General features: G+C 53.0%; 29 protein-coding genes. 18 read left to right on the top strand and 11 right to left on the bottom strand.

Features of this window, described 5'->3' with window-relative positions:
- The first annotated feature begins 169 nt into the window (after positions 1 to 169).
- The 3 genes from BN8_RS03405 (at position 170) to BN8_RS03395 (ending at position 2751) form a co-directional block, all read left to right on the top strand.
- Entirely contained in the window at positions 170 to 1345 is a 1176-nt protein-coding gene (locus BN8_RS03405; protein WP_009280392.1) for an ATP-grasp domain-containing protein, read from the top strand.
- A gap of 89 nt (positions 1346 to 1434) precedes the next feature.
- Complete coding sequence (locus BN8_RS03400; protein ID WP_009280391.1) at positions 1435 to 1902, top strand: GNAT family N-acetyltransferase; 468 nt, start codon at positions 1435 to 1437, stop codon at positions 1900 to 1902.
- Positions 1903 to 1953: 51 nt separating this feature from the next.
- Positions 1954 to 2751, top strand: coding sequence for a penicillin-binding transpeptidase domain-containing protein (locus tag BN8_RS03395; protein WP_009280390.1), 798 nt, complete (start codon positions 1954 to 1956; stop codon positions 2749 to 2751).
- A 5-nt stretch (positions 2752 to 2756) separates the two neighbouring features.
- Here BN8_RS03395 and BN8_RS03390 read toward each other — a convergent pair whose 3' ends face one another.
- On the bottom strand, positions 2757 to 2972 hold the full coding sequence (locus tag BN8_RS03390; protein ID WP_009280389.1) for a hypothetical protein: 216 nt from the start codon (positions 2970 to 2972) through the stop codon (positions 2757 to 2759).
- Positions 2973 to 2999: 27 nt separating this feature from the next.
- Entirely contained in the window at positions 3000 to 3275 is a 276-nt protein-coding gene (locus BN8_RS03385) for a hypothetical protein (protein ID WP_009280388.1), read from the bottom strand.
- 134 nt (positions 3276 to 3409) lie between these two features.
- On the opposite strand from BN8_RS03385, the gene BN8_RS03380 reads away from it, so the two are divergent.
- From BN8_RS03380 to BN8_RS03370, 3 genes are all read left to right on the top strand, one after another.
- Entirely contained in the window at positions 3410 to 4510 is a 1101-nt protein-coding gene (locus BN8_RS03380) for a carboxylate-amine ligase (protein ID WP_009280387.1), read from the top strand.
- A gap of 100 nt (positions 4511 to 4610) precedes the next feature.
- A complete protein-coding gene (locus tag BN8_RS03375) occupies positions 4611 to 5450 on the top strand; it encodes a type 1 glutamine amidotransferase (RefSeq protein ID WP_009280386.1) in 840 nt (279 codons plus the stop codon).
- Positions 5451 to 5525: 75 nt separating this feature from the next.
- Positions 5526 to 6737 (top strand): hypothetical protein, encoded by a 1212-nt coding sequence (locus BN8_RS03370; protein WP_009280385.1) that lies wholly within the window; start codon positions 5526 to 5528, stop codon positions 6735 to 6737.
- A 9-nt stretch (positions 6738 to 6746) separates the two neighbouring features.
- Here BN8_RS03370 and BN8_RS03365 read toward each other — a convergent pair whose 3' ends face one another.
- On the bottom strand, positions 6747 to 7877 hold the full coding sequence (locus tag BN8_RS03365; protein WP_009280384.1) for a hypothetical protein: 1131 nt from the start codon (positions 7875 to 7877) through the stop codon (positions 6747 to 6749).
- Between the two features lie 42 nt (positions 7878 to 7919).
- Here BN8_RS03365 and BN8_RS03360 point away from each other — a divergent pair, with 42 nt between their 5' ends.
- A complete protein-coding gene (locus BN8_RS03360) occupies positions 7920 to 9158 on the top strand; it encodes an aspartate aminotransferase family protein (RefSeq protein WP_009280383.1) in 1239 nt (412 codons plus the stop codon).
- A 30-nt stretch (positions 9159 to 9188) separates the two neighbouring features.
- On the opposite strand, the gene BN8_RS03355 is transcribed toward BN8_RS03360, so the two are convergent.
- From BN8_RS03355 to BN8_RS03330, 6 genes are all read right to left on the bottom strand, one after another.
- On the bottom strand, positions 9189 to 10037 hold the full coding sequence (locus BN8_RS03355; protein WP_009280382.1) for an SDR family NAD(P)-dependent oxidoreductase: 849 nt from the start codon (positions 10035 to 10037) through the stop codon (positions 9189 to 9191).
- A gap of 107 nt (positions 10038 to 10144) precedes the next feature.
- Positions 10145 to 11029, bottom strand: coding sequence for an NAD(P)H-binding protein (locus tag BN8_RS03350; RefSeq protein WP_009280381.1), 885 nt, complete (start codon positions 11027 to 11029; stop codon positions 10145 to 10147).
- A 13-nt stretch (positions 11030 to 11042) separates the two neighbouring features.
- Positions 11043 to 11255 (bottom strand): hypothetical protein, encoded by a 213-nt coding sequence (locus BN8_RS03345; RefSeq protein WP_040005298.1) that lies wholly within the window; start codon positions 11253 to 11255, stop codon positions 11043 to 11045.
- Between the two features lie 46 nt (positions 11256 to 11301).
- Positions 11302 to 11760, bottom strand: a complete 459-nt coding sequence (locus BN8_RS03340) for a MarR family winged helix-turn-helix transcriptional regulator (RefSeq protein ID WP_009280379.1) — start codon at positions 11758 to 11760, stop codon at positions 11302 to 11304.
- Between the two features lie 62 nt (positions 11761 to 11822).
- A complete protein-coding gene (ctlX, locus tag BN8_RS03335; RefSeq protein ID WP_009280378.1) occupies positions 11823 to 12752 on the bottom strand; it encodes a citrulline utilization hydrolase CtlX in 930 nt (309 codons plus the stop codon).
- A gap of 380 nt (positions 12753 to 13132) precedes the next feature.
- Positions 13133 to 14677 (bottom strand): arginine deiminase family protein, encoded by a 1545-nt coding sequence (locus tag BN8_RS03330; RefSeq protein ID WP_009280377.1) that lies wholly within the window; start codon positions 14675 to 14677, stop codon positions 13133 to 13135.
- 324 nt (positions 14678 to 15001) lie between these two features.
- Here BN8_RS03330 and BN8_RS03325 point away from each other — a divergent pair, with 324 nt between their 5' ends.
- From BN8_RS03325 to BN8_RS03290, 9 genes are all read left to right on the top strand, one after another.
- Complete coding sequence (locus tag BN8_RS03325) at positions 15002 to 16261, top strand: DUF11 domain-containing protein (protein WP_040005297.1); 1260 nt, start codon at positions 15002 to 15004, stop codon at positions 16259 to 16261.
- A gap of 167 nt (positions 16262 to 16428) precedes the next feature.
- On the top strand, positions 16429 to 17184 hold the full coding sequence (gene sufC / locus BN8_RS03320) for a Fe-S cluster assembly ATPase SufC (protein ID WP_009280375.1): 756 nt from the start codon (positions 16429 to 16431) through the stop codon (positions 17182 to 17184).
- Between the two features lie 88 nt (positions 17185 to 17272).
- Entirely contained in the window at positions 17273 to 18598 is a 1326-nt protein-coding gene (gene sufD / locus BN8_RS03315) for a Fe-S cluster assembly protein SufD (RefSeq protein ID WP_009280374.1), read from the top strand.
- Positions 18599 to 18702: 104 nt separating this feature from the next.
- The gene (locus BN8_RS03310) at positions 18703 to 19941 is read left to right on the top strand and encodes a cysteine desulfurase (RefSeq protein ID WP_009280373.1); all 1239 of its coding nucleotides are present in this window, start codon (positions 18703 to 18705) and stop codon (positions 19939 to 19941) included.
- Positions 19942 to 19962: 21 nt separating this feature from the next.
- On the top strand, positions 19963 to 20154 hold the full coding sequence (locus BN8_RS03305; RefSeq protein WP_009280372.1) for a hypothetical protein: 192 nt from the start codon (positions 19963 to 19965) through the stop codon (positions 20152 to 20154).
- Between the two features lie 45 nt (positions 20155 to 20199).
- Complete coding sequence (locus tag BN8_RS33840) at positions 20200 to 20427, top strand: type II toxin-antitoxin system RelE/ParE family toxin (RefSeq protein ID WP_083882478.1); 228 nt, start codon at positions 20200 to 20202, stop codon at positions 20425 to 20427.
- A gap of 2 nt (positions 20428 to 20429) precedes the next feature.
- Positions 20430 to 20864 carry a SufE family protein gene (locus BN8_RS03300; protein ID WP_009280371.1) on the top strand — a complete coding sequence of 145 codons (435 nt, stop codon included), beginning with the start codon at positions 20430 to 20432 and terminating at the stop codon, positions 20862 to 20864.
- A gap of 12 nt (positions 20865 to 20876) precedes the next feature.
- Positions 20877 to 21188 carry an SUF system Fe-S cluster assembly protein gene (locus BN8_RS03295; protein ID WP_009280370.1) on the top strand — a complete coding sequence of 104 codons (312 nt, stop codon included), beginning with the start codon at positions 20877 to 20879 and terminating at the stop codon, positions 21186 to 21188.
- A gap of 57 nt (positions 21189 to 21245) precedes the next feature.
- Entirely contained in the window at positions 21246 to 21677 is a 432-nt protein-coding gene (locus tag BN8_RS03290; RefSeq protein WP_009280369.1) for a BrxA/BrxB family bacilliredoxin, read from the top strand.
- A 66-nt stretch (positions 21678 to 21743) separates the two neighbouring features.
- Here BN8_RS03290 and eboC read toward each other — a convergent pair whose 3' ends face one another.
- A complete protein-coding gene (gene eboC, locus BN8_RS03285) occupies positions 21744 to 22619 on the bottom strand; it encodes a UbiA-like protein EboC (RefSeq protein WP_009280368.1) in 876 nt (291 codons plus the stop codon).
- A gap of 37 nt (positions 22620 to 22656) precedes the next feature.
- Positions 22657 to 23589: a TatD family hydrolase gene (locus BN8_RS03280; RefSeq protein WP_009280367.1), complete on the bottom strand. Its 933-nt coding sequence runs from the start codon at positions 23587 to 23589 to the stop codon at positions 22657 to 22659.
- A gap of 170 nt (positions 23590 to 23759) precedes the next feature.
- Between BN8_RS03280 and BN8_RS03275 the strand changes: the two genes are divergently transcribed.
- On the top strand, positions 23760 to 24458 hold the full coding sequence (locus BN8_RS03275; RefSeq protein ID WP_009280366.1) for a DUF4136 domain-containing protein: 699 nt from the start codon (positions 23760 to 23762) through the stop codon (positions 24456 to 24458).
- A 5-nt stretch (positions 24459 to 24463) separates the two neighbouring features.
- Positions 24464 to 25129, top strand: coding sequence for an OmpW family outer membrane protein (locus BN8_RS03270; RefSeq protein WP_040005405.1), 666 nt, complete (start codon positions 24464 to 24466; stop codon positions 25127 to 25129).
- Positions 25130 to 25153 lie beyond the last annotated feature (24 nt).

Genomic DNA, 25153 nt, shown 5'->3' with positions numbered 1-25153 from the left:
TACTATAGCGGTTAATTTTGGCGGATACCGATCAACTCCACAGCCTAATTTACCTCCACTGAGATTCAGGCAAAACTGTATCTTGCCGGTATGAAATCGGGAGCAATCCACGCAATGTTGACCCATTGTTGGTTTTTTCCGCCCGATTAAAGCCAATAATCAACACACTATGAGCAACTTAACCAAAATTGGTATCCTTTTTGGTCAGGAGAACACGTTTCCCCAGGCGTTTGTCGACCGCGTCAATGAAAAACAAAGCGAGTTTCAAGCGGAGTTCGTTAGCATCGACCGCGTCGAACAAAGCGTCGCCACGGACTATGCCGTCATCATCGACCGCATCTCGCAGGACGTACCGTTCTACAAAGCGTACCTGAAAAATGCGGCTCTGACCGGTACGGCCGTTGTCAACAATCCATTCTGGTGGGCCGCCGACGAGAAATTCTTCAACAATGCCCTGGCCGTGCAGATCGGCGTGCCGGTTCCCAAAACCATTCTGCTGCCTTCCAAAGAGCGCCCCGACGATACCAACCACAACTCGTTCCGCAACCTGCGGCACATGGACTGGGACGCCATTTTCAACCACATCGGCTTCCCGGCGTTTATGAAACCCCACGCGGGCGGTGGCTGGAAGAGCGTTTACAAAGTCGACAACCCCGAGCAGATGTTCCGGGCCTACGACGAAACCGGCCAGTTGGTGATGCTGTATCAGGAAGCCATCGAGTTTGAGGATTACTTCCGCTGCTACTGCATTGGCGGCAAAGACGTCCGGATCATGCCCTACGAGCCGCGCAACCCGCACCACCTGCGCTACGCATCCGAAATGAAAACGACCGGTGACGCGGGCCAGAAGCTGCTTCAGACCATGACCGACTACGTCCTGAAACTTAACCACGCTCTCGGCTACGATTTTAATACGGTGGAGTTCGCCGTCCGTAATGGCGTACCGATTGCCATCGACTTCTGCAACCCTGCCCCGGATGCCGACCTGCATTCGGTGGGTCAGGCCAATTTTGAGTGGGTGGTCGAGGCAGCCGCCAACATGGCCATCGAGCGGGCCAAACGTGTGCAGCAGGGTAAGGATAATCTGACGTGGGGTACGTTCGTGCGCGGCTCCGTAACCGGCACCGGTCCGGAAGCCCCGACCGACGAAGCCAAGCCAAAGAAGTCGGCGAAACCCATCGAACTCGGCGAACCCATTCAGGAAGAAAAGGCCAGTGTGATCGAGAAAGGCAGCAAGGCCAGTAAGCCCAAAGCGGCCAAAGCCGAGAAGGACGAAAAACCGAAGAAAGCCGCTAAGGCTGACAAGGTCGAGGATAAAGCCGACAAGCCGAAGAAGAAAAAATAACCTGATTTGTTCACAAACGCACCGACCAACGCCGGTGCGTTTGTGTAGTACGTAGTCAGCGGTATGCCACCGGTACCCCATTCATCTACATGATTCCAGACCTTACGTATCGACTGGCAACCGAAGCCGATCTGCCGGCCATTATTGCCATGCTGGCCGACGATCCGCTGGGTGCCCAGCGCGAACGGTTAGAAACCCCACTCCCCGACTGTTACCTACGGGCTTTTGATCGCATCAAAAACGACCCCAACCAGGAGTTGACCGTTGTTGAACTGAACGGGGCCATAGCCGGTACGTTCCACCTGACCTTCCTTCCGTACCTGACCCATCAGGGAGGATTGCGTGCTCAGATTGAAGCAGTACGGGTGAGCGCTGCCCACCGCGGCAAAGGGCTCGGTACCCAGATGTTCAACTACGCCATTGAGCGGGCTACCGAAAAGGGTTGTTACGTTCTGCAACTGACCACCGACAAGCAACGCCCTCGCGCCATCCAGTTCTACGAGTCGCTGGGATTCAAGGCGACGCATGAGGGGATGAAACGTAAGCTAACGTCCTGATGCGTACTTTTTCTTACTTTGTTTAGCGATCAGCTACGTATCCATCTGTCTATGCGCCTTTGGCTTCTCTGCTTCCTTGCTTTTTCGTTCTTCACCTCCTTTGGTCAGGTGGACCTCAAAAAACCATTTCAGGATTGTGGACTCAACGGGAGCACTACAGTTTATGATTATAAGCACCAGCGGTGGACCGTCAGCGATGAAGCCGACAGCCGAAAAGAAACGCTACCCGCGTCAACCTTCAAGATTATCAATACCCTGATTGCGCTGGAAACGGGCGTGATCAGGGACGAAAACGAAATTGTCGCCTGGGTCGGTAAGGTTGATACGGTGCTGTACGGCTACCGTCCCGAGATCTACCACAACATGAGCATGAAAGAAGCGTTTGAGCAATCGGCGGGCTGGGTGTACATTGAACTGGCCAAACGAATCGGCAAGGAGCGCTACCGGCAGTATCTCCAGCGGTGTCACTACGGCAATGGCAACCTATCGCATCCAGACGACGATTTCTGGAATTTTGGCGCGTTTGGCATTTCGCCCCGTAATCAGGTCCTGTTTCTGAAGGATGTTTATGACGAAAAACTTCCCTTTTCCAAGCGCAGCTACGCCATCCTGAAGCGAATCATGGTAGCCGAGCAAACAGATGCCTACACCATTCGGGCTAAAACTGGCTGGACACGCTACGGCGGCAACGATACCGGCTGGTGGGTTGGCTACGTCGAACGAAACGATACTGTCTATTTCTTCGCCACCCGGCTCATCAAACCACGCTCAACACCAAACCCCAATTTTGCTGCCTGCCGCAAGACGATCACCACTGCTATACTCCGGCAATTGAAGGCCATTGAGTAAGCACCTTACAACCCAAGCCGCCTGGGGTCGACGCCCGTGTCCTTTGCCGACGCGCGCAGGATGGCCAGCATCTCAACGTAGCTGAATAGCCGCCCGTCGATGTAGTTGTGCTCTTCAGGGTCGGCGAAGGTACGTTTCTCTTCCAGGTCGCGAATATTGGCGTGCAACGAGATCAACACGTCCTGAATAAAATCTTCGAGTTGCTCAGCATAAGCGGTCATAGCCAATCAGTTGTTACGTTCCAGTTATTAATGAGCGGCTTTCTCCCGCGCATCCAATTCCCGCAGCACGTCCACCATCGTCCGGAAGCGGTTGGCATCGCCGATGAAGCTCAGCCCCGACATAATGAGCGCAAAACCGCCCGTACTGACCCAGAACCACGAATCAGCCCCTACCTCTTTCAGCTTCGAGCCGTGTAGCAGCACAGATAATCCGCTGCCGAGCAGCATAGCGCCACTGCCTCCGAACACCCAGTATTTCGTGAGCAGTTTCTTCTCCCGCGACGTTTGCATGGTATCGTTCATGCTAAGATTTGGTTAGTTTTATATGGATTCCTAAAACAAAAACCATCTTTTCATCATTGGGTTTTGATAAAAAACAGTATATTAAACCATCATTGTGGCGCATAAACCCACCAGACCCAAACCAAGCAGTTCAAATGCCCGTATTCACACTCGGAATAGAAGAAGAATTTCAAACCATAGATCCGAAGACTGGTGAACTCCGGTCGCACATGTCGAAGATCGTCGATGGCGGTCAGATTACCCTTCAGGAGCGCGTGAAAGCCGAAATGCACCAGGCCGTAGTGGAGGTAGGTACGAACATCTGCAACAACATCCAGGATGCCCGGCATGAGGTGACGTATCTGCGGAAGATGATCATGGACCTCGCCGACCAGCAAAACCTGAAAATTGCGGCAGCAGGCACCCATCCGTTTTCCGACTGGCAGGATCAGCTCATCACCCCGAACGAGCGCTACGACCGGCTGATTGAGGAAATGCGCGACGTAGCCCGGTCCAACCTGATCTTTGGGCTGCACGTACACGTGGGGATCGAGAGCCGCAACGAGGGCATCCAGATCATGAACGCCGTACGCTATTTTCTGCCCCACATCTACGCCCTGTCGACCAATTCGCCGTTCTGGCGGGGCCGGAACACCGGGTTTAAGTCGTACCGCTCGAAAGTTTTCGATAAGTTTCCGCGTACCGGTATCCCTGACTTCTTCTCGTCGGCAGCCGAATACGACGAGTACATCAACCTGCTGGTGAAAACCGGCTGCATCGACAACGGCAAGAAAATCTGGTGGGACATCCGGCTGCACCCGTTTTTCAACACCGTTGAGTTCCGTATCTGCGACGTACCGATGCGGGTCGACGAAACCATCTGTCTGGCCGCTATCATGCAGGCGCTGGTAGCTAAAATTGACAAACTGCACCGGCAGAACCTCAACTTCCGGCCCTATCGGCGGGTCCTGATCAGCGAGAACAAATGGCGGGCGGCTCGCTACGGTATTGAGGGTAAACTCATTGATTTTGGGAAGCAGGCCGAAGTACCGACCCACCAGTTAATCCACGAACTCCTCGATTTTATCGACGACGTACTGGACGAACTGGGTAGCCGCGCGGAATGTGAGTACGTACTGAAAATTCTTGAAATGGGTACAGGGGCCGACCGCCAGTTGGCCGTTTACCACCAGACCAACGACCTGAAGCGAGTAGTGGATTACATAGTCGAAGAAACTTCTCACGGGATCAGGTAGTTATCAAGTAATACGACTGGCAACCCACCCGTACGCGCCCATTGCGCAGCCAGTCATCGTTCACCGTTAAACGAGCAGCAACAGGCTGCCAATACAACCTATGAGATTTGTTAAAATTGCAATTCTGGACATGTATGACAACCATGCCAACGAGGGTATGCGTTGTATTTTACAGATCATCCGGACCGTCAGACAGCAGGAAAACACCGATGTTACGTTCGACATCTTTAATGTTCGGGCCAACAATGAGTTGCCGGAACTGGACTACGATATCTACATCTCAACCGGCGGGCCCGGTAGTCCGCTCCCGTCCGGTGAAGCCTGGGAGGAACCTTATTTTGAGCTGATCGATCAGTTGTTTGCCTGGAATCACACCAACGAGCGGAAGAAGTATCTGTTCATGATCTGCCACTCGTTCCAACTGGTCATGCGGCACCTGCAACTGGGCGAAGTGAGCCGCCGGAAATCGACTTCGTTCGGTATCTTCCCGGTACATAAAACCGATCAAGGCCAGCTATATCACAACCTCGATCCGTTGCCCGATCCGTTCTACGCCGTTGATTCCCGCGATTACCAGGTAACCCAGCCGAATCTGGAACGAATTGACCAAATTGGTGCTGAGATTCTTTGCCTGGAGAAAGACAGACCGCACGTACCGCTGGAGCGGGCCATTATGGCAGTTCGGTTCTCCGACGAAATTTTCGGTACGCAGTTTCACCCCGAAGCTGATGGGGAAGGAATGCTGCGGTACTTCCTGACCGACGAAAAACGCAATCACATCGTTCTAAATTACGGTCAGGAGAAATACGACGAAATGGTTGCGTACCTTCAGGACCCCGATAAAATTGCCCTGACGGAATCCGTCATTTTGCCCACGTTTCTGCGTAACGCCCTGGAAGACCTGGCTGAAGTCGCGGAAGAAAACGTAGCTCATTCATAATATATCGTCTGTCGAGAACCAGTCTCCTGGTTTGAAAGCTGGTTCTCGACAACCTTTTTTCAGAACTTTTTCCGTATGCTCCAATCTGTTCGTCAGACGTACAACCAAGCTTTCAGCCCGGAACGTTACCGGGCTTTTTTGGATGCCATTCACGCCGACCTGCCGGGACAACTCGATTTCCGAGTGGCCGAAACGCCCGTTTTTGTACCGAAAGCCCTGACAGATAAGCTTCTGGCGGCCTGCGATGACATTGTTGACGTGATCACCGGCGAACATTTCAAAGACCTGACCGAGCAAGCCATCCCGGCCGGGCAACGGGTACCGAACGAACAGTCCGACGATCTGGGCGACCATACGCAGTTCATGGCCATCGACTTCGCGATTTGTCGGGACGAGCAGGGCGAACTGACGCCCCAACTAATCGAATTGCAGGGCTTTCCGTCGCTGTATGCGTTTCAGCCCTACATCGCCGATCAGTTCCGGGCCCATTTCCCCATCCCCGACAACCTGTCGCATTTGTTCAATGTCGATAGTAACGATACGTACCTCCAGCATTTGCGTCGGCTGATCGTCGGCCTGTGCGACCCGGAAGAGGTAATTTTGCTGGAAATTTTCCCCGAAAAACAGAAAACCCGCATCGACTTCGCCTTGACCAAACGCTACCTCGGCATCGACGCCGTCTGCCTGACCAAAATCAAAAAGCAGGGCCGAAAGCTGTACTATGAAAAAGACGGACGGCTGGTTCATATTAAGCGTATCTATAACCGGCTGATCTTCGACGATCTGCAAAACTTCCCGGACCTGCAAACGGAGTTTACCCTCACCGACGACGTGGACGTAGAATGGATCGGCCACCCAAACTGGTTTTTCCGCATCAGCAAGTACACGCTTCCCCTGCTGAATAGCCCCTACGTACCGCCCAGCTATTACCTGTCGACCGTGAGCGAATACCCGGCTGATTTGGAGAACTACGTCCTGAAACCGCTGTATTCATTTGCGGGGAGTGGCGTCAGGCTGAACATTTCGCCGGCCGATCTGGATGCCATTCCGGAAGCCGAGCGGCACAACTACCTGCTTCAGCGTAAGGTGAAGTATGAACCGGTGATCCAGGCCCCCGACGGTTTCATCAAGTGCGAAATCCGGATGCTGTTTATCTGGCACAAGCGCGAACCCCGGCCCCTGCTGCTCACCAATCTGGCCCGACTGAGCCGGGGTGAAATGATCGGCGTGCGCTTCAACAAGGATTTCGACTGGGTTGGGGGGACTGTCTGTTTCTTTGAGCAGTAGACCGCCGGATCATGGTCTGCCAATAATCAGGTTGTAGCCAATATAGGGCAGCGGCACGAAGCGATGCCGAGTCCTGATCTGCCCTTGTTGATTGTAAAATTCCTGAAAAATGAAGCTGTAAACGCCCAGATCGAAAGCATGGCGCTGTCGATTGAGCCGGAGCGCGGCTGATAACGTATAAAGCGGATCACTGAATCGGCGGTCGGGATAAATCGCATTTTCGCTGACGAGCGTCAGATTGTGGGTCAGTCGTTGGGCAAGACCCAGCGTTACAAACGAACGACTTTGCCCATTTGTGTTTCGGTACCGGGTCTGTCCGTACCCGATCGTTACGTTCTGTTGGCTATCACCAATAGATGCCAATGCGTGAAACGTCCACTGCTCATCTACCCGGTAATAGTCGTAGCGTTTGGTGGGTTGATACGTAGCCCGCAAACCAAATCGGAATTGTTTACTGACCGGAATGCTTATTTTGGTTGACAGACGCGTTTCCAGGCCATCTATATACACATCCCGGATGTCCAGACCAGGAATGGCGACTATATTGCCACTCACACTCCACCAGGACGTAATCCCGTAGCCCACTTCGTTATAGGCCAGCCACACATTGCGGTAATAGCCCCGTCCTTTCTCCGGATTGAAGGCTGACTGATCGGTCAGCAGCCAGGCCGCAAACCGGTTCGGAAACGTCCGGCCCGAATCAGGGGCAGCGGCCACTGCCTGGGCAGAATCCACCCGGAGTAGCAGCTCCGGTTCGAAATAAGTCAGCCGGCCGTCCCGTTTCCGAACGGTAATCATCGTACTGTCGCGCCGAACGAATTTGCCTTCGACCTGCGTTCCGTCCTTGAAAACAAAAACAGTGTACGGCGATGGTCGCTGTAGATCAACAACTGCCGGTTCGTTGAGCCGGGTTGCTGTAATGCGAACGAGCTGGTCGGCTTCAATAAACGTCGATTCACCGTTTCGCTTTTGAACGGTGATCAACGTACTGTCCTGGCGAATAATGCGCCCACGGACCACCGACCCATCCTGTAGAAGCAGGAACGATTCGGTACGCTGAAGATCTTCTTGTGTAATCTGTACGGATTGAGCGAACCCCAGAAAAGGCAGGAACAGCAAACCAAGGAGAAGTGTTTTCATTAACGTACGAGTTCAGGTAAAGTAATAGTAGTAAATACGTTCATGCAAACGCTGACGCACCGCCAACTTTTTTTTCAGCACGTAGCACAGACCTCCGATTTCCCGTTAGGGTTGGAAATCGACCGGGCCGAAGGCATTTATTTATTCGGGGCGTCGCACGTTGGTCCGTCGCACGAACGATACATCGATCTGATTTCGGGGATTGGCGTGAGCAACGTTGGTCACCGTCACCCCAGGGTGTTGGCTGCCATCCACGAGCAGTTGGACAAATACCTGCACCTGATGGTATACGGCGAATACGTTCAGTCGCCCCAGACTCAACTGGCGCATGCCCTCGCCGAGACCTTGCAGCACAATGGCCCGGCGGCTCAACTGGACAACGTGTATTTTACCAACTCGGGCACCGAAGCCGTGGAAGGAGCCATGAAACTGGCCAAGCGGTACACCGGCCGGAGTGAGATCATCAGTTGTTTTAATGCGTACCACGGTTCTACGCAGGGAGCGCTATCGCTGTCGGGCGATGAAAACTTTAAACGGAATTACCGCCCCCTCCTACCCGATGTTCGGCATATTCGCTACCGTAAATGGGCTGATATTGAGCAGATCAGCCACCGTACGGCGGCCGTTGTGATGGAGGTTATCGGGGGCGAAGCGGGCGTACGCGTTCCCGAAGCAGCCTACCTACAGGCCGTCCGGCAGCGCTGCACGGACGTAGGAGCCCTGCTGATCGTCGACGAAATTCAGACCGGATTCGGGCGAACCGGTACGTTCTGGGCTTTTCAGGATTTTGGTATCATCCCCGACGTAGTACTCTGCGCCAAAGGAATGGGGGGCGGTATGCCCATCGGTGCCTTTATCAGTTCGGCGGAGGTGATGAGCGTCTTCAAAAACAACCCGATTCTGGGACACATTACGACCTTTGGCGGGCATCCGGTATCGGCCGCGGCTTCGCTGGCCACGCTGAACGTCATCCGCGACGAACAACTCTACCAGCAAGCAGAAGCCAAGGGGCAGTTGTTCAGACAATTGCTGACGCATCCGGCCATTCGCGATGTTCGGGGCAAAGGCCTCATGCTGGCCGTTGAGTTCGACTCATTCGACGTACTGAAACCCATTATCGACCACGCCATTGCAAAGGGACAATCGGGCGTAGGCGTGATTACGGACTGGTTCCTGTTCTGCAACAACTCCATGCGCATTGCTCCGCCCCTGATCATTACGGACGATGAAATCCGGCAGGCCTGCCACCTTATTCTTGAAGCGATTGATGCCGTTGTGTAAGTAAGACGGGTGCGAGTCGCCCGGCGTTCGCTACACGTAGGGCATTGTTTTCTGCCAGAGCCACTCCGCATTTTCGTCGGTAACGTCGCGATGGGGCGTATACTTGGGTCGGCTATCGGCAAAATAGCCGCCGTTGTTGCTTTCACCGATGGATTTGAGCGGAGCCGACGCCAGAAAAACGGTGGTTTGCGCTCCTTTTTCGGGTGTGCGCATCAACGGCCCAAACGCTTTGAACACCTTCCCGACAAAACCGGGCGTATCGCTGCCGAAGTTTGTTTGTACGGCGCCGGGGTGAACAGAATAGGCCGTGATGCCCTGACCAGCAAAGTGGCTAGCCAGACTACGGGCATGAAGCAGATTGGCCAGTTTGTCGTCCCCGTAAGCGGAAAACAACGCCAGGTTATCAATCCGGCGGAAGAATCGCTCTTTCCGCCCCAGCAGATGCGCCCCCGACGACAGATTAATGATCCGGACATCACCGGTTTGAGCCGCAGTTTTCGTCAGCAGGTCGGTCAGGTAATGCGTCAGCGCAAAGTGTCCGATGTGGCTGGCGAAAAAAGATTTTTCGATGCCTTCGGCCGTAAACTTCAGCGTTGCGGGGGTGTAGCCAGCGTTGTTAATCAGCACGTCGAGCCGGTCATAGTGGCTCTTGATGTAGTCGGCTGCCTGCTGGACGGAAGCTACGTTGGCGAGATCGGCCGTAACGAGTTCGACAGCAATACTGGGGTTGGCACGCTGCACGTCGGCTTGAGCCTCGCGGCCCTTCTCTTCATTACGACAAAGCAGGATGAGATCGAAACTACGCTGGGCAAGTGCGCGGGCGGTGGCTAATCCCAGACCGGAATTGCCGCCGGTGATGAGGGCAGTTTTAATTCCCATTGTGTGAGTCAGGTTACTGTGGTATCCTTAACCCAACTCACACAAGCAGGATTTGGTTTTAGCAAAATGCCTTACAATCCTGATAATCTGTTGTTTGCTACGTAAAATCAGGCTTGATACGCCGGTGTAAATTCGTTCCGGGCGAAGTCCTCCAGCTTTACGTTGCCGAACGCCGGGCGATTGGCAAAATAATCTTCCTGCATAGAACCATCAGCAATCGAATGACCCATCTCGGTATAGAGCCGCGCCATTTCGTCGTTCATACCGACCTGCAGCATCCCCTGCTGGCTCTGTTCGTCGGAGAATATAACCCAGGGCAGATCAGGCTTCCCGACGGCTTCGCCGAGCACGTGGGCAATCTCCTGGCCCGTTCGTTCATCGCTGGAAATGTAGCGAACCTGTATACCCGTAAAATCAAGGTTCAGCAACTCCTGCAACCCAACAGCCGCAATATCGCTGGTGTGTACAAGTACAATTTTGTCACTCCCGAAGTTACCACCGATGATTCCGGCCCCTTTGATCATACCAATCATGCCGAGCAGGTTCTGCATGAAATATGACGGACGAAGCACCTTGACGTTCAGACCGGCAACCGTTTTTAGTTTTTGTTCCAGATCATACAGACCATCAACCGGGCCGGTTCCCTGGCCTTTGTGCGCACCGATGCTGCTGAGCATTACGACAAAGCGAATGTCGTGGGCTTTGATGGCTTCTACGTAATTATCAGCGACGGCGTTCTGATAGCTCCGCCAATCCGTTACGCCCCATTTCGGAGGAATCATCAGGTAAACGGCGTCGGCACCCGCGAACGCCTGTTTTACAAACTCACCATCTTCAACCGAACCAACGGCCGCTTTTGCCCCCAGGGCCTCAATGGCCGCTGCATTGTCTGCTTTGCTGGTGATAACCGTTACGGTATGGCCTGCCTTAATAAGGCCTTCGGTTATGGGCCGGGCCGTGTGCCCCAACGACCCTGTAATTACGTACTGCATAGGCTATAATCGATTAGAATAACAATTTCCATCCGTTGAAAAACAGATCCTTTCCCGGCTCCCCGGCCAACTGCCGTACCTGTTCATCACTGGGTAATACGCTGTCAGCCCCTTTTTGGCGAACCAGCGACGTAATACCTTCCTTGGCCAGTGCCTGGCAGATTTGTTTCGTGACCGCATCGCCGTTGCCAATCAACAGCCCAACTGCTTCTTCTTTCTTTTTCATACCTACACTGGTTGCTTGTACACACAAAAATTTAGGGTAAAAAAATTTAAACGGCCCCGAGTGCCTGGGCGGCCTTGAAAATTTGCTGCGTCAGCGTTTTGGCCTGTTCTTCTCCAATCGCGCCTGCGTACCGATCCCACGTCCGGAGCCAGGCCGCTACGACCTCATCACGCAGTTGTTCTCCTTTGGTAGTTGGAAAAACTTTGGTGTTTTTTCCCTCCGCCCGGCGCTCAACAAGTTGCTTCTGTTCCAGCTTCTCGATCAGTCGGGTGATCGTTGATGGCGTCAAAAACAACGTATTACTCAGTTGCGTGGGTGTTACGCCCGGCTGATCCACCACTTCACGGAGCAAATAAGCGTGCGAATAGGCCAGTCCCAACCGACCAAACTCCTCATCACCAATCGCCGTGATTACCCGCGCCAGCGCGTTAGCCGAAAACAGCAAACAGGCGCTGTACCGGTTATCGACGCTTGCATCTACTGTGTCAATCGTTTCTCTAGTCATCGATTTATTGGTGTTGCCTGTGCAAAAGTACTATTCAACACTTGTATGTGCAAGCAAAATTATTATTTTCTTGGTAAATGTACTTCGGCCATCATACAGCGGGCAGAGCCACCACCGTTTCCTTCAATCATGGACAGGTCAAAGTGAATTAGTGTTGCATAGTCGTCTAACTGATCAATTTGTTTAGGCGTTAATGCTTTGTACGCCTGCGTTGACATCACCAGCAGCTTCTGTCCTTTCTGGTTCTGAACCATCAGCATGTTACCGGCAAAACTGGCCATTTGTTCCAGCGAAATATCAACAATGCGCTTATTCAGCCGCTCCAGCTCCTGCCGGACCATCAGCCGCTCGTCGGGGTCCTTGATAGCGCTCAGGCACACAACGGCGAAAGAGTCGCCGATACACATCAGTACGTTCGTGTGGTACACTTCCTTGTCGTTGGAATCCGATGCGCGGAACGACACGACCCGGTAGCGCGTCCGATTACTGAACTCGGCCAGTACGTCCGGATGCGTACGGGGCGACAGGCAGGCAAAGGCAACCCGGTTCATCCGGTCCAGCACCATACTGCCCGTACCTTCCAGAAACTTACCTTCCTGTTCGAATCCCGTCAGGTCAATTACTTTCGCTACGTGGAAGCGCTGACCCAGATCTTCGATGATATCCATCCGTCGTTCGAACCGCCGGTTTTCGGCCTGCATCGGATACAATACGACTGTACCACTGGCGTGGAAGGATACCCAATTGTTCGGAAAAATGGAATCAGGCGTGTACGGCTCCGTCGTGTCTTCGTACTCAATCACGTCGACGCCAAGGGCCCGCAACTGGCGAACCATTTCCTCAAACTCATGCAAGGCATCTCCCTGAGCCACATCTTTGGTTTGAGCCGCCATTTTGATGTCCTGGAATGCATTCGACTGGGCGGTCTGTTCATTAAAACCAAACCGAACCGGACGAATCATCAAAATCTGAGAAGTAGCCTGTGATTGCATGAAGTTAGTTGATCAGTCAGTGAGTCATTGAACCGGTTAGCTATACCTAACCAGCAGGCAAATTAGTATTGATAAATCAATTGTTCAACGTTTGCGAGAACACGTACTGCATTTTTGAAAGTTCTTCGGCGGCTCCCGGAAGCCAGCCCCTTCCTAAATCAGGGTTACAGGCAGGCTATATGGCCAGTGCTGGCACTGACAGCAGTAGTTTTGATACAGAACGACTTAGCACAACCCTAAGCCTGGTAAGCTACCCCTGGCGAACTGCGCATCGGGTACCGCATCAAAAGCGTGAGCGTGGGCGAAAAATCAACCGTTCGAACCACGCTCACGACCAGTCAGGCCACTATCTGCCCTTGATTCCCGGGTTACTGGCGCGACTATATGTCTCCGCGCAACAGCGGCAAACTCATGCAGTGCGAACCACCCCGCGCCCGCGACAACTCGGCGGAAGGCAGCATAATTAATGTGTTCTCGATGGTTTCCGGCGACGATTCGCCACGTTCGAAACGAGTGAGCAGATCAACGGCAGCCACTACGTCGAAACCGGCTTCCCGGAAAGCTTCGGCGGTTTTTTCGTTCCGGTCATACCCAATCACTACGCCGTCTTTCAGGGCCAGCAGATTGCAGGAATCCGTCCACTGCTCCCGGGCTCCAAACGGAAACTCGTTGTTACCCGAGTAGATAAACCGCACGGGTTCAGTGGCCCCGAGATCGTTCTTACTGATGTCGGCCAGCAGGTCTTCCAGGTTTTCGATCTCAATGGGTTTATGTTCCAGCCCCTTGATAAACTGCATAATGCGGAGATCTTCCGACAAATCCTTCGGCGCAAAAAAGTGCAGCATATCCCGCTTACGGGCTTCGTCGCCCAGCCGCGCCAGCGACCCCAGCAGCACCCATACGTTCCGCTTCACCTGCGTAAAGATCGTATCAATGTGCATGTAGTCACGCTTCTTGGGTATCTTGATGATCGTGACGGTATCGACCAGATTCTTGGCGAACACCAGCCGCATTACCTGCTGAGCGGCATACAGCGTAGTCCGTTCGCTAACGCCGACAAGCAGATGGCGTGGAGAGATCATCATCACGTCGCCCCCTTCCAGCGTCGAGCGGGTCAGGTCGCGGTCGGTGTCGGCTTCGGCCAGCAGAAACGCGTACTCGTTGTCCGGAATCTCGATGATTTTATCGCGGTAATCCGCAAACAAGGGGTGCTGGAAGAAGATGTACTGAGCCAGCAGGGCCTCGCGGGTGCGGGCCATTTTGGCGGGTTTATTCAGCAGTATGTGGTCGTTGATCACGATACCGATGTCGCGGGTAAAAATAAAATTCGGTAGCGGAGCAAAGAGCATCGTCCGGTCAGGCAGCGATCCGGAAATCAGGATTTTGGCCAGTTCAACCGGATCGTACTGATTAAGCTGCTGCTGAATCCGGAAGGAAGTTCGCTCGACGGCGCAGATCGACGCGATCAGCTTCGGGCGAATCTCGTCGTCGGCCAGAATATCAGACAAAAGACACTGTATATCAATTACTTTATCGGACTTAAAGTAGCCGGGATGATCGGGTTTAAAAAACGATCGGTCGGAATCAGGACCCAGCCCATCGATTCGGCCCCGCACTTTATCGGGGTCCAGGAAATACAGGAGAATCTTAACGTAGTAGTCGTATTCGTCCCGGCGCATCATATCCAGATGCACAATATCTTCAAAGAGCCAGTCCTGCGCTTTGGACGGAATCACTTTTCCCAACCCCCGGTCCGGACTGTGAATGAGCAGTCGTTTGAGGGTACCCACTTCAGAAGAAACGTTGATTCGATTTTCCGGGCGTCCCTCCTGTAGCTGGCCTTTCGGTGCTGACGAATTGGTCAATATTGAGTCAGTTGTTACAGCCGTAGTTGGGGTATCAAGCGCGTGTTTTCCATTTTTCATACAATCAGCGGCAAGCCCATAAAGCAGTCTGCCGGGTTGGCAAGGTACAGTTTTGCGACCGGAAAAGAAAGTTAACGTTCCTGGTGAAATAGCCCACAGCCGGTCATTTCAGGGTAATTGACCTTACCATACTACTATTCTCTAAGTAAACGGTAGACTTAAAAGTTTTCATCCTGGCATATATTTTGTAACTGCTTGCTACTAACCGGTTCGGGTTAGTTCAAACCTCAGCTTGAGGAGACTAGCCTGCGCCATTCAGACCGACGCGGCTGCGGTATGATACGCCCTGCCGTGTTTGTTAATGAAGCAATACACCATTCTCTCATGCGACGAATTGATACCCACGCTACTAAACCTGGCGGCTGGCTGATGCTGGTTTGGCTGGTGAGCCTGACCCTGAGTCAGGTACTGGCTCAATCCGGGCGGGTATCCCGGGATTTTAACACCAATAGCCAGCAGGGAACAGGGTCATCCTTCACCAAACCGGGTCTTAACAGTACGTTGGCATTCGTGCATCGGCCGGATGGCCTTTTAGCCGGTTTGCTACAATCAGTCGATAGAAATGATCAACCCGCCCTCATTAGTGTCACAGCACCGAAGGCTTTGCCCGGACTATACCTTACCAAGCGGGTTAATAAATCCCGGGCTGCCGTCGGTGACACCCTTACCTACATCATCAGCCTGGTCAACAAAGGACTGGCCGCTTCAGGCAACCTCAGCATCCGCGACTCCCTGGACGCAAATCTGGCGTTTGTTTCGGCCACTGCCTCGGCGGGTTCATTTACAGCCGCAGCGCCCGGTGGTACGTGGTCACTCAATACCGTAGTACCCGGCGATTCGGTAACCCTGACCATCCGGGCCAGGATTCTGCTCGATGGGCTCGTGTATAACACTGCGTCATTGCCCGGTGTCGACACGGTTCAGGCCTGCACCTCCGTGCCAATCAAGGTATGCCGTGGCAGCGAATACCAGTTTGTTCTTTCCGTGAAATCCGGCTACAGCCGCTATCAATGGTACCGTGGATCGGCGCTGGTGCAGGATAGTCCGGTCAACTCGTTTACCGTATCGACCCCCGGCGAATACCGGGTCGTAGCGGATAGTCTGGCTGGTCAATGCGCCGATTTGAGCTGCTGTCCGTTCATTGTTGAAGAAGATACGATACCTGCTTTTAAGGTATTTGCCGCAGCAGCTACCTGTTCAAACAATACGCCCCAAAGCAACGGGCAGATCGTAGTCACGGGATTATCGACGGCCTTTCACTATCAGATTTCACCCGGTACGAGTTTCACCGCAGCAACACCGTTAGCGGATACCGCCCAGGTACCGGCCAACGGCGTTTTAGCCGTCAATCTGGCGGCCGTTGCAACCAGTACACCGTACACAATCCGCGTATACAATGCATTGGGATGTTATGCTGACCAGACCGTTTTGTTGCCGCCCACGATTTGCACGTGCCCACCCGCCCGTTGTGCAACGACGGTCGTTGCACTAACCCGTACCCGACGGCCGACGCAGGGAACATCCTTGCGAAAATCGCAGCAAACGCCAGGTAGCCCACCCCAATTGGATGGTAACGGACGATGATTTTTAATTCAGGATTTTTAGCAAACCGGTCTCTGTTTTTGTGGGCCGTTTTTTTGTTGAAACCCGCAGTCAACTTTTAACCCGCTGAATTTGTTAGGGTAACAGGTATAGTACCGAATCATGTGTTAACTTTGCGGCTTCATTTTAGCTGCCACGACTAACCTATCATGTTATCTATCAGCAATTTACAAGCCTCAATTGGCGATAAGCAGATATTAAAGGGCATTGACCTTCAAATCAATGCCGGCGAAGTTCACGCAATTATGGGTCCGAACGGTTCCGGAAAAAGTACGTTAGCCTCCGTGCTGGCTGGTCGTGAAGATTACGAAATCACGGAGGGAACGGTCTTGTTTGAAGGTGACGATCTGCTCGACATGGCCCCCGAAGAGCGGGCGGCAGCGGGTATCTTTCTGGCCTTCCAGTATCCGGTCGAAATCCCGGGCGTGAGTACGACAAACTTCCTCAAAACAGCCCTGAACGAGATTCGTAAACACCGGGGGCAGGACCCGCTCGACGCTGTGCAGTTCCTGAAACTGATGAAAGAGAAGATGAAGCTCGTTAACATTGACCAGTCGTTGCTGAGCCGGTCATTGAATGAAGGCTTCTCGGGTGGCGAAAAGAAACGGAACGAAGTGTTCCAGATGGCCATGCTCGAACCGAAACTGGCAATTCTTGACGAAACCGACTCGGGTCTCGATATTGACGCGCTGCGGATCGTTGCCGAAGGGGTGAATAAACTACGTTCGCCGGAGCGGGCTACTATCGTTGTAACCCACTACCAGCGCCTGCTCGACTACATCGTTCCTGATTTCGTGCACGTGCTTTACAAGGGCCGCATTGTTAAATCTGGCCCGAAAGAACTGGCCCTCGAACTGGAGGAAAAAGGGTATGACTGGATTCGGGCCGAAGCCGAAGCCGCTTAACCGTTCACAGTGTTCGGTTTATGGTCTTTGGTTTATAGCCTGCCGGCTACCCAACCATAAACCGTGAACTGTAAACTGCAAACTAATTATGACTCCATCGAATCAACAATACAACCAGTTTAAAGACCAGTTGCTGGCGGCTTTCCGGGCGAACGAAGAGCGGTTGAACGGCGAGAGCAAAGCTCCGCTGCATCAGTTGCGCCGGTCGGCCCTACAGCAGTTCGAGCGGCTGGGTTTCCCGACCATCAAGCACGAAGAATGGAAGTACTCGAACGTCAATAGCCTGATCAAACAGGCGTTCGACATTGACGGTGCCTCCTCTATTTCGGAAGCTGACATGGACGATCTTCAGATTCCTAACCTGGAAGGCAACATTCTTTACTTCGTGAACGGCCAGTACAAACCTGACCTGTCGCGGATCGTAAGCCCGGCCGAACAGGTACAGATTACCAGCTTCGCCGAAGCCCTGAAAGCCGAACCGGAGTTGATAGACAAACACTTCGCCCGCTACGCCGACTACCAGGACAACGCCTTTACGGCCCTGAATACGGCTCTGGCCAACGATGGTGTAGTGGTGCGAGTACCAAACGGCAAAACGGTTGAACAGCCCATTATCCTGCGCTTTATCACCGACGCCCGCGAGAAAAACATTGCCTCACAGCCCCGCAACCTGATCATCGTCGGCCGCAATGCCGAGGTAACGCTGGCCGAGTCATATCGTACGCTCGGCGACCGGTCGAGCTTCAGCAATGCGGTTACGGAGATTGTGGTTGAGCAGGACGCCCGCGCTCAATACTACAAGGTGCAGAACGAAAGCGAAGCGGCCTACCACATTGGCACGACGCAGGTTTATCAGGCCGACAATAGCCATTTTTACTCAGCAACGGTAACGCTGAACGGTAATTTTGTTCGTAACAACCTGAACATTGTTCTGAACGGTCAGCACTGCGAAGCCTTCATGTACGGCCTGTACATGCCAAACGGACGGCAGCACGTCGACAACCACACCCTGGTTGACCACGCCATGCCAAACTCCTACAGCAATGAACTCTACAAGGGTATCCTCGACGACAGCGGTACGGGCGTTTTCAACGGTAAAATCTTCGTTCGGCCGGATGCGCAGAAGACCAATGCCTACCAGTCGTGCAAGAACGTAGTGCTGTCGCCGAATGCGTCGATGAACACGAAGCCACAGCTCGAAATCTTTGCCGACGACGTGAAGTGTTCACACGGCACAACGACGGGTAAGCTCGACGAAGAAGCGCTGTTCTACATGCGGTCGCGGGGTATCCCGAAAGACGAAGCTAAAACGCTGCTCATGTATGCCTTCGCCGAAGACGTACTAAGCCAGATTAAAATTGACCCCATCCGCGAGTACCTCGAAGGCGTAGTTCAGCAGAAGCTGGCTATGTGACGTCTGATAAAGGCTGTGCAAATCAGCACAGCCTTTATCAGCCTGTAATCTGCACCTTTCCCCCGCCGGTTTTGTTGTATTTTATACAACCTCTCTACGTTCTTATGCAAACTGCGGTAGATCATACACTCGATATAGAGCAAATACGCCGTGATTTTCCGGTGCTTGACCAATTAGTCAATGGCAAGCCCCTGGTGTACTTCGACAACGCGGCTACAAACCAGAAACCTTTGCCGGTAATCGACGCCCTGACTCGGTATTACGAAGGCTATAATGCGAATATCCACCGCGGCATTCACTACCTCGCCGAGAAGGCAACGGCCGCTTTTGAAGCATCGCGCCGGGCCATTCAGCAGTTTGTGAACGCCAGGCATTGGGAAGAGATTATCTTTACGTACGGTACTACAGATGGTATCAACCTCGTAGCGCAGACATATGGCCGCCGGTTTCTCAACGAAGGCGACGAGATTATCATCACCACCATGGAGCACCATTCCAACATCGTGCCCTGGCAGATGCTCTGCGAGGAGCGTGGTTGCATCTTAAAGGTGATCCCGGTCGATGATAACGGCGAACTGATTCTGGAGGAATATGAGAAGTTGTTAACCCCCCGGACCAAATTTGTGTCGGTGGTGCACGTATCGAATGCTCTGGGAACGATCAATCCGGTTAAGACCATCATCGACATGGCCCACGCCGTGGGGGCGGTGGTCCTGATTGACGGCGCCCAGGCGACTTCGCACGTCGACATTGACGTGCAGGCGCTGGACACCGACTTCTACGTTTTCTCGGCCCATAAGCTCTACGGCCCGACCGGCATGGGGGTTCTATACGGTAAGAAAGCGCTGCTGGACGACATGCCTCCCTATCGTGGCGGTGGTGAGATGATTAAGGAAGTGACGTTCGAGAAGACGACGTATAACGAGATTCCGTATAAGTTTGAAGCCGGGACACCGAACATCGCCGACGTAGTGGCCGTTAAGACGGCGCTGGAATACATGGCCACGCTGGGTAAGGAGAACATTGCCGCCCACGAGCATGACCTGCTTCAATACGCCACCGCACAGTTGAGCGAGATTGAGGGGCTACGAATTATTGGTCAGGCGAAAAACAAGATTAGCGTCGTGTCATTTGTCATGGATGGCATTCACCACCAGGACATTGGTGTCATTCTGGATCAATTGGGCATCGCCGTCCGGACGGGTCACCACTGCACCCAGCCGCTGATGCGCCGGTTCAACATTGCCGGAACTACGCGGGCATCGTTTGCGGTTTATAACACCAAAGACGAAATCGACCGCCTGGTACAGGGTCTGCACCGGGTGAAGAAGATGATGTCGTAGTACCTAAACCAGTTTTCAGACATGCTTAGTACTGCCAAGATTGTTGAATCTTTTCAGGCCATACCTGGTGAAATAACACTCGATGAAGCCGTTGAAAGACTCATCATTCTCGATCGCTATGAACGTGCGATGGAAGAGATGGGTCAGAACAAAGGCCACAAAAACGAGGATGTTATACGAGAGATGAAGGAATGGATTCAGGCACAGAGATAATCTGGACAGACGAAGCCAAAGAAGACGTTCGTGACATAATACGTTATCTTTCACGTTCTCCGTCCGCCTGTTGATGCTTGGTCAGATGAACTCGTACGAAAGCTTAAATTGTTAGAGTCCTTTCCCGAAATGGGCCGTATTGTTCCCGAAAAGCAGCTAAGCCATTTCAGAGAATTGTTAGTTGGGAATTATCGTTTGTTGTATATCTACCTCCACAACACGATTACAGTGGTAGGCGTAAGACATCAAGCCAGTCCATTAGGAAGAATATAAACATGACTATAAACGAAAAGCAGGACGATATCATCGAAGAATTTGATTTGTTCGATGATCCGCTCGACAAGACGCAATACATCATCGATCTCGGAAAGAAACTGCCGCCGATGCCGGAGCAATACCGCACCGACGACAATCTGATCCGGGGGTGTCAGTCGAAAGTGTGGCTGCACAGCGAAATGACCGGCGATAACGTGCACTTCGAGGCTGACAGTGAACCAACTGCCCAGATCAGTAAAGGGCTGGTCAGCTTGCTGATCCGGGTGCTCGACGGCGAAAAACCGGAAGACGTAGCCAACGCCGACCTGTATTTTATTGAGCGCATCGGGTTGAGTAACCTGGTTACCTCACGCCGGGCCGGTGGTCTGGCGTCGATGCTGAAGCAGATGAAGGATTTTTCGACCGTGCAGGCTGATCTGAAATCAAATGCATAACGTTTCCCAACCATGACAGACGCAGAACTGAAAGAACAGGTTGTGATGGCGCTCAAGGGCGTGTACGACCCCGAAATACCGGTCGACGTATACGAACTGGGCCTGATCTACGACATCAAAATATTTCCGGTCAATAACGTCTACATCCTGATGACGCTGACGTCGCCCTCCTGCCCCTCCGCCGGATCCATTCCGGGTGAGATTGAGCAGAAGGTTCGGGAGATTGACGGTGTTAACGACGTGAGCGTTGAACTAACCTTCGACCCGCCCTACACGACCGAAATGATGTCGGAAGTAGCGAAACTTGAACTTGGCTTCATGTAATATTTACCTGTAAACCGCTACGGCGGATTGTTACTAACTACAAACTGTAAACTAATTATGTATCCTCCTCATTTGCTTGTCCCGATGCGGGAAGACCTGACGAGCGTTGGGTTCCAGGAATTGACCACACCGGAAGAAGTGGTAGAAACGATGGATAACACCAAAGGCACGATGCTGGTGGTGGTGAACTCTGTCTGTGGTTGCGCGGCCGGTGCGGCTCGCCCGGGCGTAAAAGCCGCTTTGGCCAACAGCCAGGTAAAGCCCGACAAACTGGTAACGGTTTTCGCCGGTGCGGATCTGGAAGCTACGGCCAAGATGCGGGAGTTCCTGCTGCCGTATCCGCCGTCGTCGCCGTCGATTGGTATTTTCAAGGACGGAGAACTGGTGCACTTTATTGAGCGGCACCACATCGAAGGCCGTTCGGCCCAGATGATCGCCCAGCACCTCGAAATGGCGCTGGAAGAGTTCTGCGATCCAGCAAACGCCTAAAGGAAAGCGGGTAGAAACCTGCCGACATATGAGTAATCAGGAAAAGCGGGTGGAAGCCCGCTTTTCTTATGTTACAGCAAACAGTTTTGCCAGTAGCCGCGACAGGGGCAACAGGCAGAACACCAGGAAGGCAAGCGGGAACGACGCGAACGCAGCTACCCAGGCTGCATTCATGGCGATCAGGGAGATAACGCCTGCTTTTACGGCCAGACCGATGTTACGGCCAATTGGCTCGCGGGTAGCCCGCCAAAGGGGAGGGAAAATGTAGTAGCCAAAGATAAACAGAAACGGCAGCGCCGTTCCTAATTGCTGCCGACGCTGCGCAATGGCCGCAATGCACGCGATCACAATAGCGTAGAGCAGTCCTGCCAGCCGCATGGTTCCCGCCTTTCCGCCGTGTACTTCCCCCCGACTGATCATCGTGATAGCCCCTATATACGCTATGGGTATCAGCCCAACCCAGGCCCAGGGTAAAACCTGATCCGGTAAAATGCTAACCCCCAAGAGCAGATTCAACCCTCGGCATAGCCCCATGTTGATCGGTCCAAAAAACGCATGGTGTTTGCCAAAACGATCATAAACGAGCGAGGCTACCGTAATAGCAACAGCCAGAGCGCCGGCCGTTACGTTAACGGCAAATGAAGCGGCAATCCCAATGGCAAAGAGAACGGTGCCCAACGTTGCAGCCGCCTGCCGACTGACGATTCCGCTTGGAATAGGGCGTTCCGGCCGTTCAATCGCATCCAGTTCAGCGTCGAAGACGTCGTTGAAAACTACGCCCCCTCCGTACAGGCCAACCGTTGCCAGACACAACCAGCCAACCGGCGCTGGTGGTGCTTTAAATAACACAAAATACCCGGCAATGGCCATGCCCGCCAGCACATCAGCAATTGCCGTTACCAAATTTGCCGGACGTGTCAGACGCAAAAGAGCAAGAAGCATAAAGAGCGACAGAGTGAAATCGGCACGCCGATTTCACTCATTTGATAATTGTTGAACTTTTATCTACCCGCGGAGCCTGACCACCGCGCAGTACGGAACTACCGTTGTAGCGTTGGCTCTGATCGATGTCCATCGGCTGCTCCAGTTCGGCGAGGCTTAGCTGGCCACTCTGCGCAAACGCTGTAACGGCGTTTGTAAACGTTACGAGCCGGATCGCTTCGTCGGAGATACCGCGCTCTTTCATGAGAGCCGCCGTTTTTGGTACAGCCAGCGGATCGCTGATCCCCCAGTCGGCGGCCGAGTTGACCATAATCCGTTCGGGACCGTATTGTTTCACGATCTCGACCATCCGTTCGTTGCCCATTTTGGTAAACGGATAGATCGTGAATCCTGCCCAGAAGCCTCGGTCCAGCACCTCGCGTACCGTTTCTTCGTTATTGTGGTCAACAATCACCATACCGGGGTCAATACCATGCTCAATGGCAATATCCATACTCCGGCTGGTTCCCTGTTTTTTGTCACGGTGGGGCGTATGGATCTGCACCGGCAAACCGGCTTCTTTGGCCAGTTCCAGTTGCGCCCGGTAATACTTTTCTTCCGCAGCCGTCTGGTCGTCGAAACCAATCTCGCCCACTCCCACAACGCCTTCCTTATAGATGAAAAGCGGCAGAATTTCCATAACCTGCTCGGCCAGGGCTTCCTGATTGGCTTCTTTTGAGTTCAGGCCGATGGTACAGTAGTGACGAATACCAAACTGCGACGCCCGGAACCGCTCCCACCCCACGAGGCTGGCAAAATAGTCCCGAAACGAGTCAACGCCGGTGCGGGGTTGACCCAGCCAGAAAGCCGGCTCGATCAATGCCACTACCCCTGCGTCGGCCATAGCCTGATAATCGTCAGTCGTACGTGACGTCATGTGTACGTGCATGTCGAAGAACGTCATGCCACGGATGGAGTCCAAGAAACTCATAAATAATTGTATTGCTAAGGGCGTTCAGTACGTCCGGTTCTAACACGCAAAGTTCAACAAAATAGCCGTCTCTATTTATGCGACAACTATCTCATTTTTTAGTTTCTTTTCATAACCACTTAACAAGTCTATTAGTTAACTAGATAGATAAGTGGTAATTGACATTGAAGATGAAAACAAGTAAGACGTTCAAAAAAAACCAATTGGGCATTTGGATGGCCCTGTTGTTCGCTATTGGCGGTGGCCTGACGGCCTGTCGCGATAATGCAGTCGACGATCTAAGTCCGGAAGACAGCCAGGTGTACATCACCAACTACGACCGGAATGTCAACTTTGCTCAGTACCGTACGTTTAGCCTACCAGATTCCGTACTGGTTGAATCCAACAATACGTATCAGGGTTCGCTCACTACGGTCGAAGCCCGGTTTATCAACCAGGTTGCGGCTGCTTTAACCAGTCGTGGGTTCCAGCGCGTGGCACAGGGGCAGACCGCCGACATGGGCGTGGCTGCCATCCGGGTCAACAACCGATACACGGGCGTAACTTCGGTTCCGTATTCGCCCTACTACCTTGATTATTGGTACGGGGCCGGCTATTATGGTGGTTTAGGGCCTGGCTTTGGTGGGTATTACCCCTATTATCCGAGCTACTATCAATTCTATCAGGTTAGCGAACAGTATTGGGAACTACAGATCGTTGACCTCAGAAACCGGCCAACCAACGGCGGCAACAATGGTTCTGACCAGAATCAACTGCGGGTAATCTATCAGGCCGACATTCGTGGCAATGGCATCTTCAACGAAGAGTCCGTCGATCGGGCCGTTAATGCCGTATTTGAACAATCACCTTATTTACAGGCAGCTCCTTAATGATTATGAAAGGTATAGGATCACTAGTGGCTCTGTTGTCAGTGCTGGCAACAAGCGCATGGGCACAAAACCAGTCTAATGACGAATACACGGCCTTTCCGTCGCCGTATCAGGAATACGTTACGTTCGGCATCTCAGCGCACTACGCCGTTGCGGCTCCGCTGGGTGGTCAGCAAACGTACATCGATAAGATTTCGCCGACCAACTTCGTACTGCAGGGCGAATGGCTCTTCCCACAGCGCTTCTCGCTGGGTTTGAAAACAGGCTACCAGTACAACCAGAACCGGTTGCCGCGTGGTACGTATCAGTTTTCAAGCGGAGAAACCATTTCGGCCGTGCAAACCCGTACGCTGACGACGATTCCGGCGATGGTAACGGCTTCCTACTATTTCTCCGATAACGCAGCAGCTATACGGCCTTACGTACAACTGGCCGGCGGTGGCGCTTTCGTCGATTACACGAACTTTTACGGTGTGTTATCTGATCAGTACTCCCGGTTCAAAGGTGCTGTAGCCCCGGCCATTGGTTTGAAATTTTACGGCAGACGTGAACAAGGCCTTGGTGCTGAAATTCAGGCGCAGTACCAGCACGTATTCTTTAATTACGCCGAACTGCCCAACAGCAGCCCTTCGCTGCTGATCTCGGCGGGTATTACGTACCGGTGGTATTAATTTCTGTTCGTTGTTTGTAGTTAA

Source organism: Fibrisoma limi BUZ 3 (assembly GCF_000296815.2).
In the GTDB taxonomy this organism is placed as follows: domain Bacteria; phylum Bacteroidota; class Bacteroidia; order Cytophagales; family Spirosomataceae; genus Fibrisoma; species Fibrisoma limi.
The sequence above is the reverse complement of the archived record's forward strand: the minus strand, read 5'-3'. Positions and strand labels throughout refer to the sequence as shown.

Bases quoted from the DNA above. Each gene is read 5' to 3' on its own strand.
- BN8_RS03405 (WP_009280392.1), top strand. From the start codon at position 170: ATGAGCAACTTAACCAAAATTGGTATCCTTTTTGGTCAGGAGAACACG.
- BN8_RS03400 (WP_009280391.1), top strand. From the start codon at position 1,435: ATGATTCCAGACCTTACGTATCGACTGGCAACCGAAGCCGATCTGCCG.
- BN8_RS03395 (WP_009280390.1), top strand. From the start codon at position 1,954: ATGCGCCTTTGGCTTCTCTGCTTCCTTGCTTTTTCGTTCTTCACCTCC.
- BN8_RS03390 (WP_009280389.1), bottom strand. From the start codon at position 2,972: ATGACCGCTTATGCTGAGCAACTCGAAGATTTTATTCAGGACGTGTTG.
- BN8_RS03385 (WP_009280388.1), bottom strand. From the start codon at position 3,275: ATGAACGATACCATGCAAACGTCGCGGGAGAAGAAACTGCTCACGAAA.
- BN8_RS03380 (WP_009280387.1), top strand. From the start codon at position 3,410: ATGCCCGTATTCACACTCGGAATAGAAGAAGAATTTCAAACCATAGAT.
- BN8_RS03375 (WP_009280386.1), top strand. From the start codon at position 4,611: ATGAGATTTGTTAAAATTGCAATTCTGGACATGTATGACAACCATGCC.
- BN8_RS03370 (WP_009280385.1), top strand. From the start codon at position 5,526: ATGCTCCAATCTGTTCGTCAGACGTACAACCAAGCTTTCAGCCCGGAA.
- BN8_RS03365 (WP_009280384.1), bottom strand. From the start codon at position 7,877: ATGAAAACACTTCTCCTTGGTTTGCTGTTCCTGCCTTTTCTGGGGTTC.
- BN8_RS03360 (WP_009280383.1), top strand. From the start codon at position 7,920: ATGCAAACGCTGACGCACCGCCAACTTTTTTTTCAGCACGTAGCACAG.
- BN8_RS03355 (WP_009280382.1), bottom strand. From the start codon at position 10,037: ATGGGAATTAAAACTGCCCTCATCACCGGCGGCAATTCCGGTCTGGGA.
- BN8_RS03350 (WP_009280381.1), bottom strand. From the start codon at position 11,029: ATGCAGTACGTAATTACAGGGTCGTTGGGGCACACGGCCCGGCCCATA.
- BN8_RS03345 (WP_040005298.1), bottom strand. From the start codon at position 11,255: ATGAAAAAGAAAGAAGAAGCAGTTGGGCTGTTGATTGGCAACGGCGAT.
- BN8_RS03340 (WP_009280379.1), bottom strand. From the start codon at position 11,760: ATGACTAGAGAAACGATTGACACAGTAGATGCAAGCGTCGATAACCGG.
- ctlX (WP_009280378.1), bottom strand. From the start codon at position 12,752: ATGCAATCACAGGCTACTTCTCAGATTTTGATGATTCGTCCGGTTCGG.
- BN8_RS03330 (WP_009280377.1), bottom strand. From the start codon at position 14,677: ATGAAAAATGGAAAACACGCGCTTGATACCCCAACTACGGCTGTAACA.
- BN8_RS03325 (WP_040005297.1), top strand. From the start codon at position 15,002: ATGCGACGAATTGATACCCACGCTACTAAACCTGGCGGCTGGCTGATG.
- sufC (WP_009280375.1), top strand. From the start codon at position 16,429: ATGTTATCTATCAGCAATTTACAAGCCTCAATTGGCGATAAGCAGATA.
- sufD (WP_009280374.1), top strand. From the start codon at position 17,273: ATGACTCCATCGAATCAACAATACAACCAGTTTAAAGACCAGTTGCTG.
- BN8_RS03310 (WP_009280373.1), top strand. From the start codon at position 18,703: ATGCAAACTGCGGTAGATCATACACTCGATATAGAGCAAATACGCCGT.
- BN8_RS03305 (WP_009280372.1), top strand. From the start codon at position 19,963: ATGCTTAGTACTGCCAAGATTGTTGAATCTTTTCAGGCCATACCTGGT.
- BN8_RS03300 (WP_009280371.1), top strand. From the start codon at position 20,430: ATGACTATAAACGAAAAGCAGGACGATATCATCGAAGAATTTGATTTG.
- BN8_RS03295 (WP_009280370.1), top strand. From the start codon at position 20,877: ATGACAGACGCAGAACTGAAAGAACAGGTTGTGATGGCGCTCAAGGGC.
- BN8_RS03290 (WP_009280369.1), top strand. From the start codon at position 21,246: ATGTATCCTCCTCATTTGCTTGTCCCGATGCGGGAAGACCTGACGAGC.
- eboC (WP_009280368.1), bottom strand. From the start codon at position 22,619: ATGCTTCTTGCTCTTTTGCGTCTGACACGTCCGGCAAATTTGGTAACG.
- BN8_RS03280 (WP_009280367.1), bottom strand. From the start codon at position 23,589: ATGAGTTTCTTGGACTCCATCCGTGGCATGACGTTCTTCGACATGCAC.
- BN8_RS03275 (WP_009280366.1), top strand. From the start codon at position 23,760: ATGAAAACAAGTAAGACGTTCAAAAAAAACCAATTGGGCATTTGGATG.
- BN8_RS03270 (WP_040005405.1), top strand. From the start codon at position 24,464: ATGAAAGGTATAGGATCACTAGTGGCTCTGTTGTCAGTGCTGGCAACA.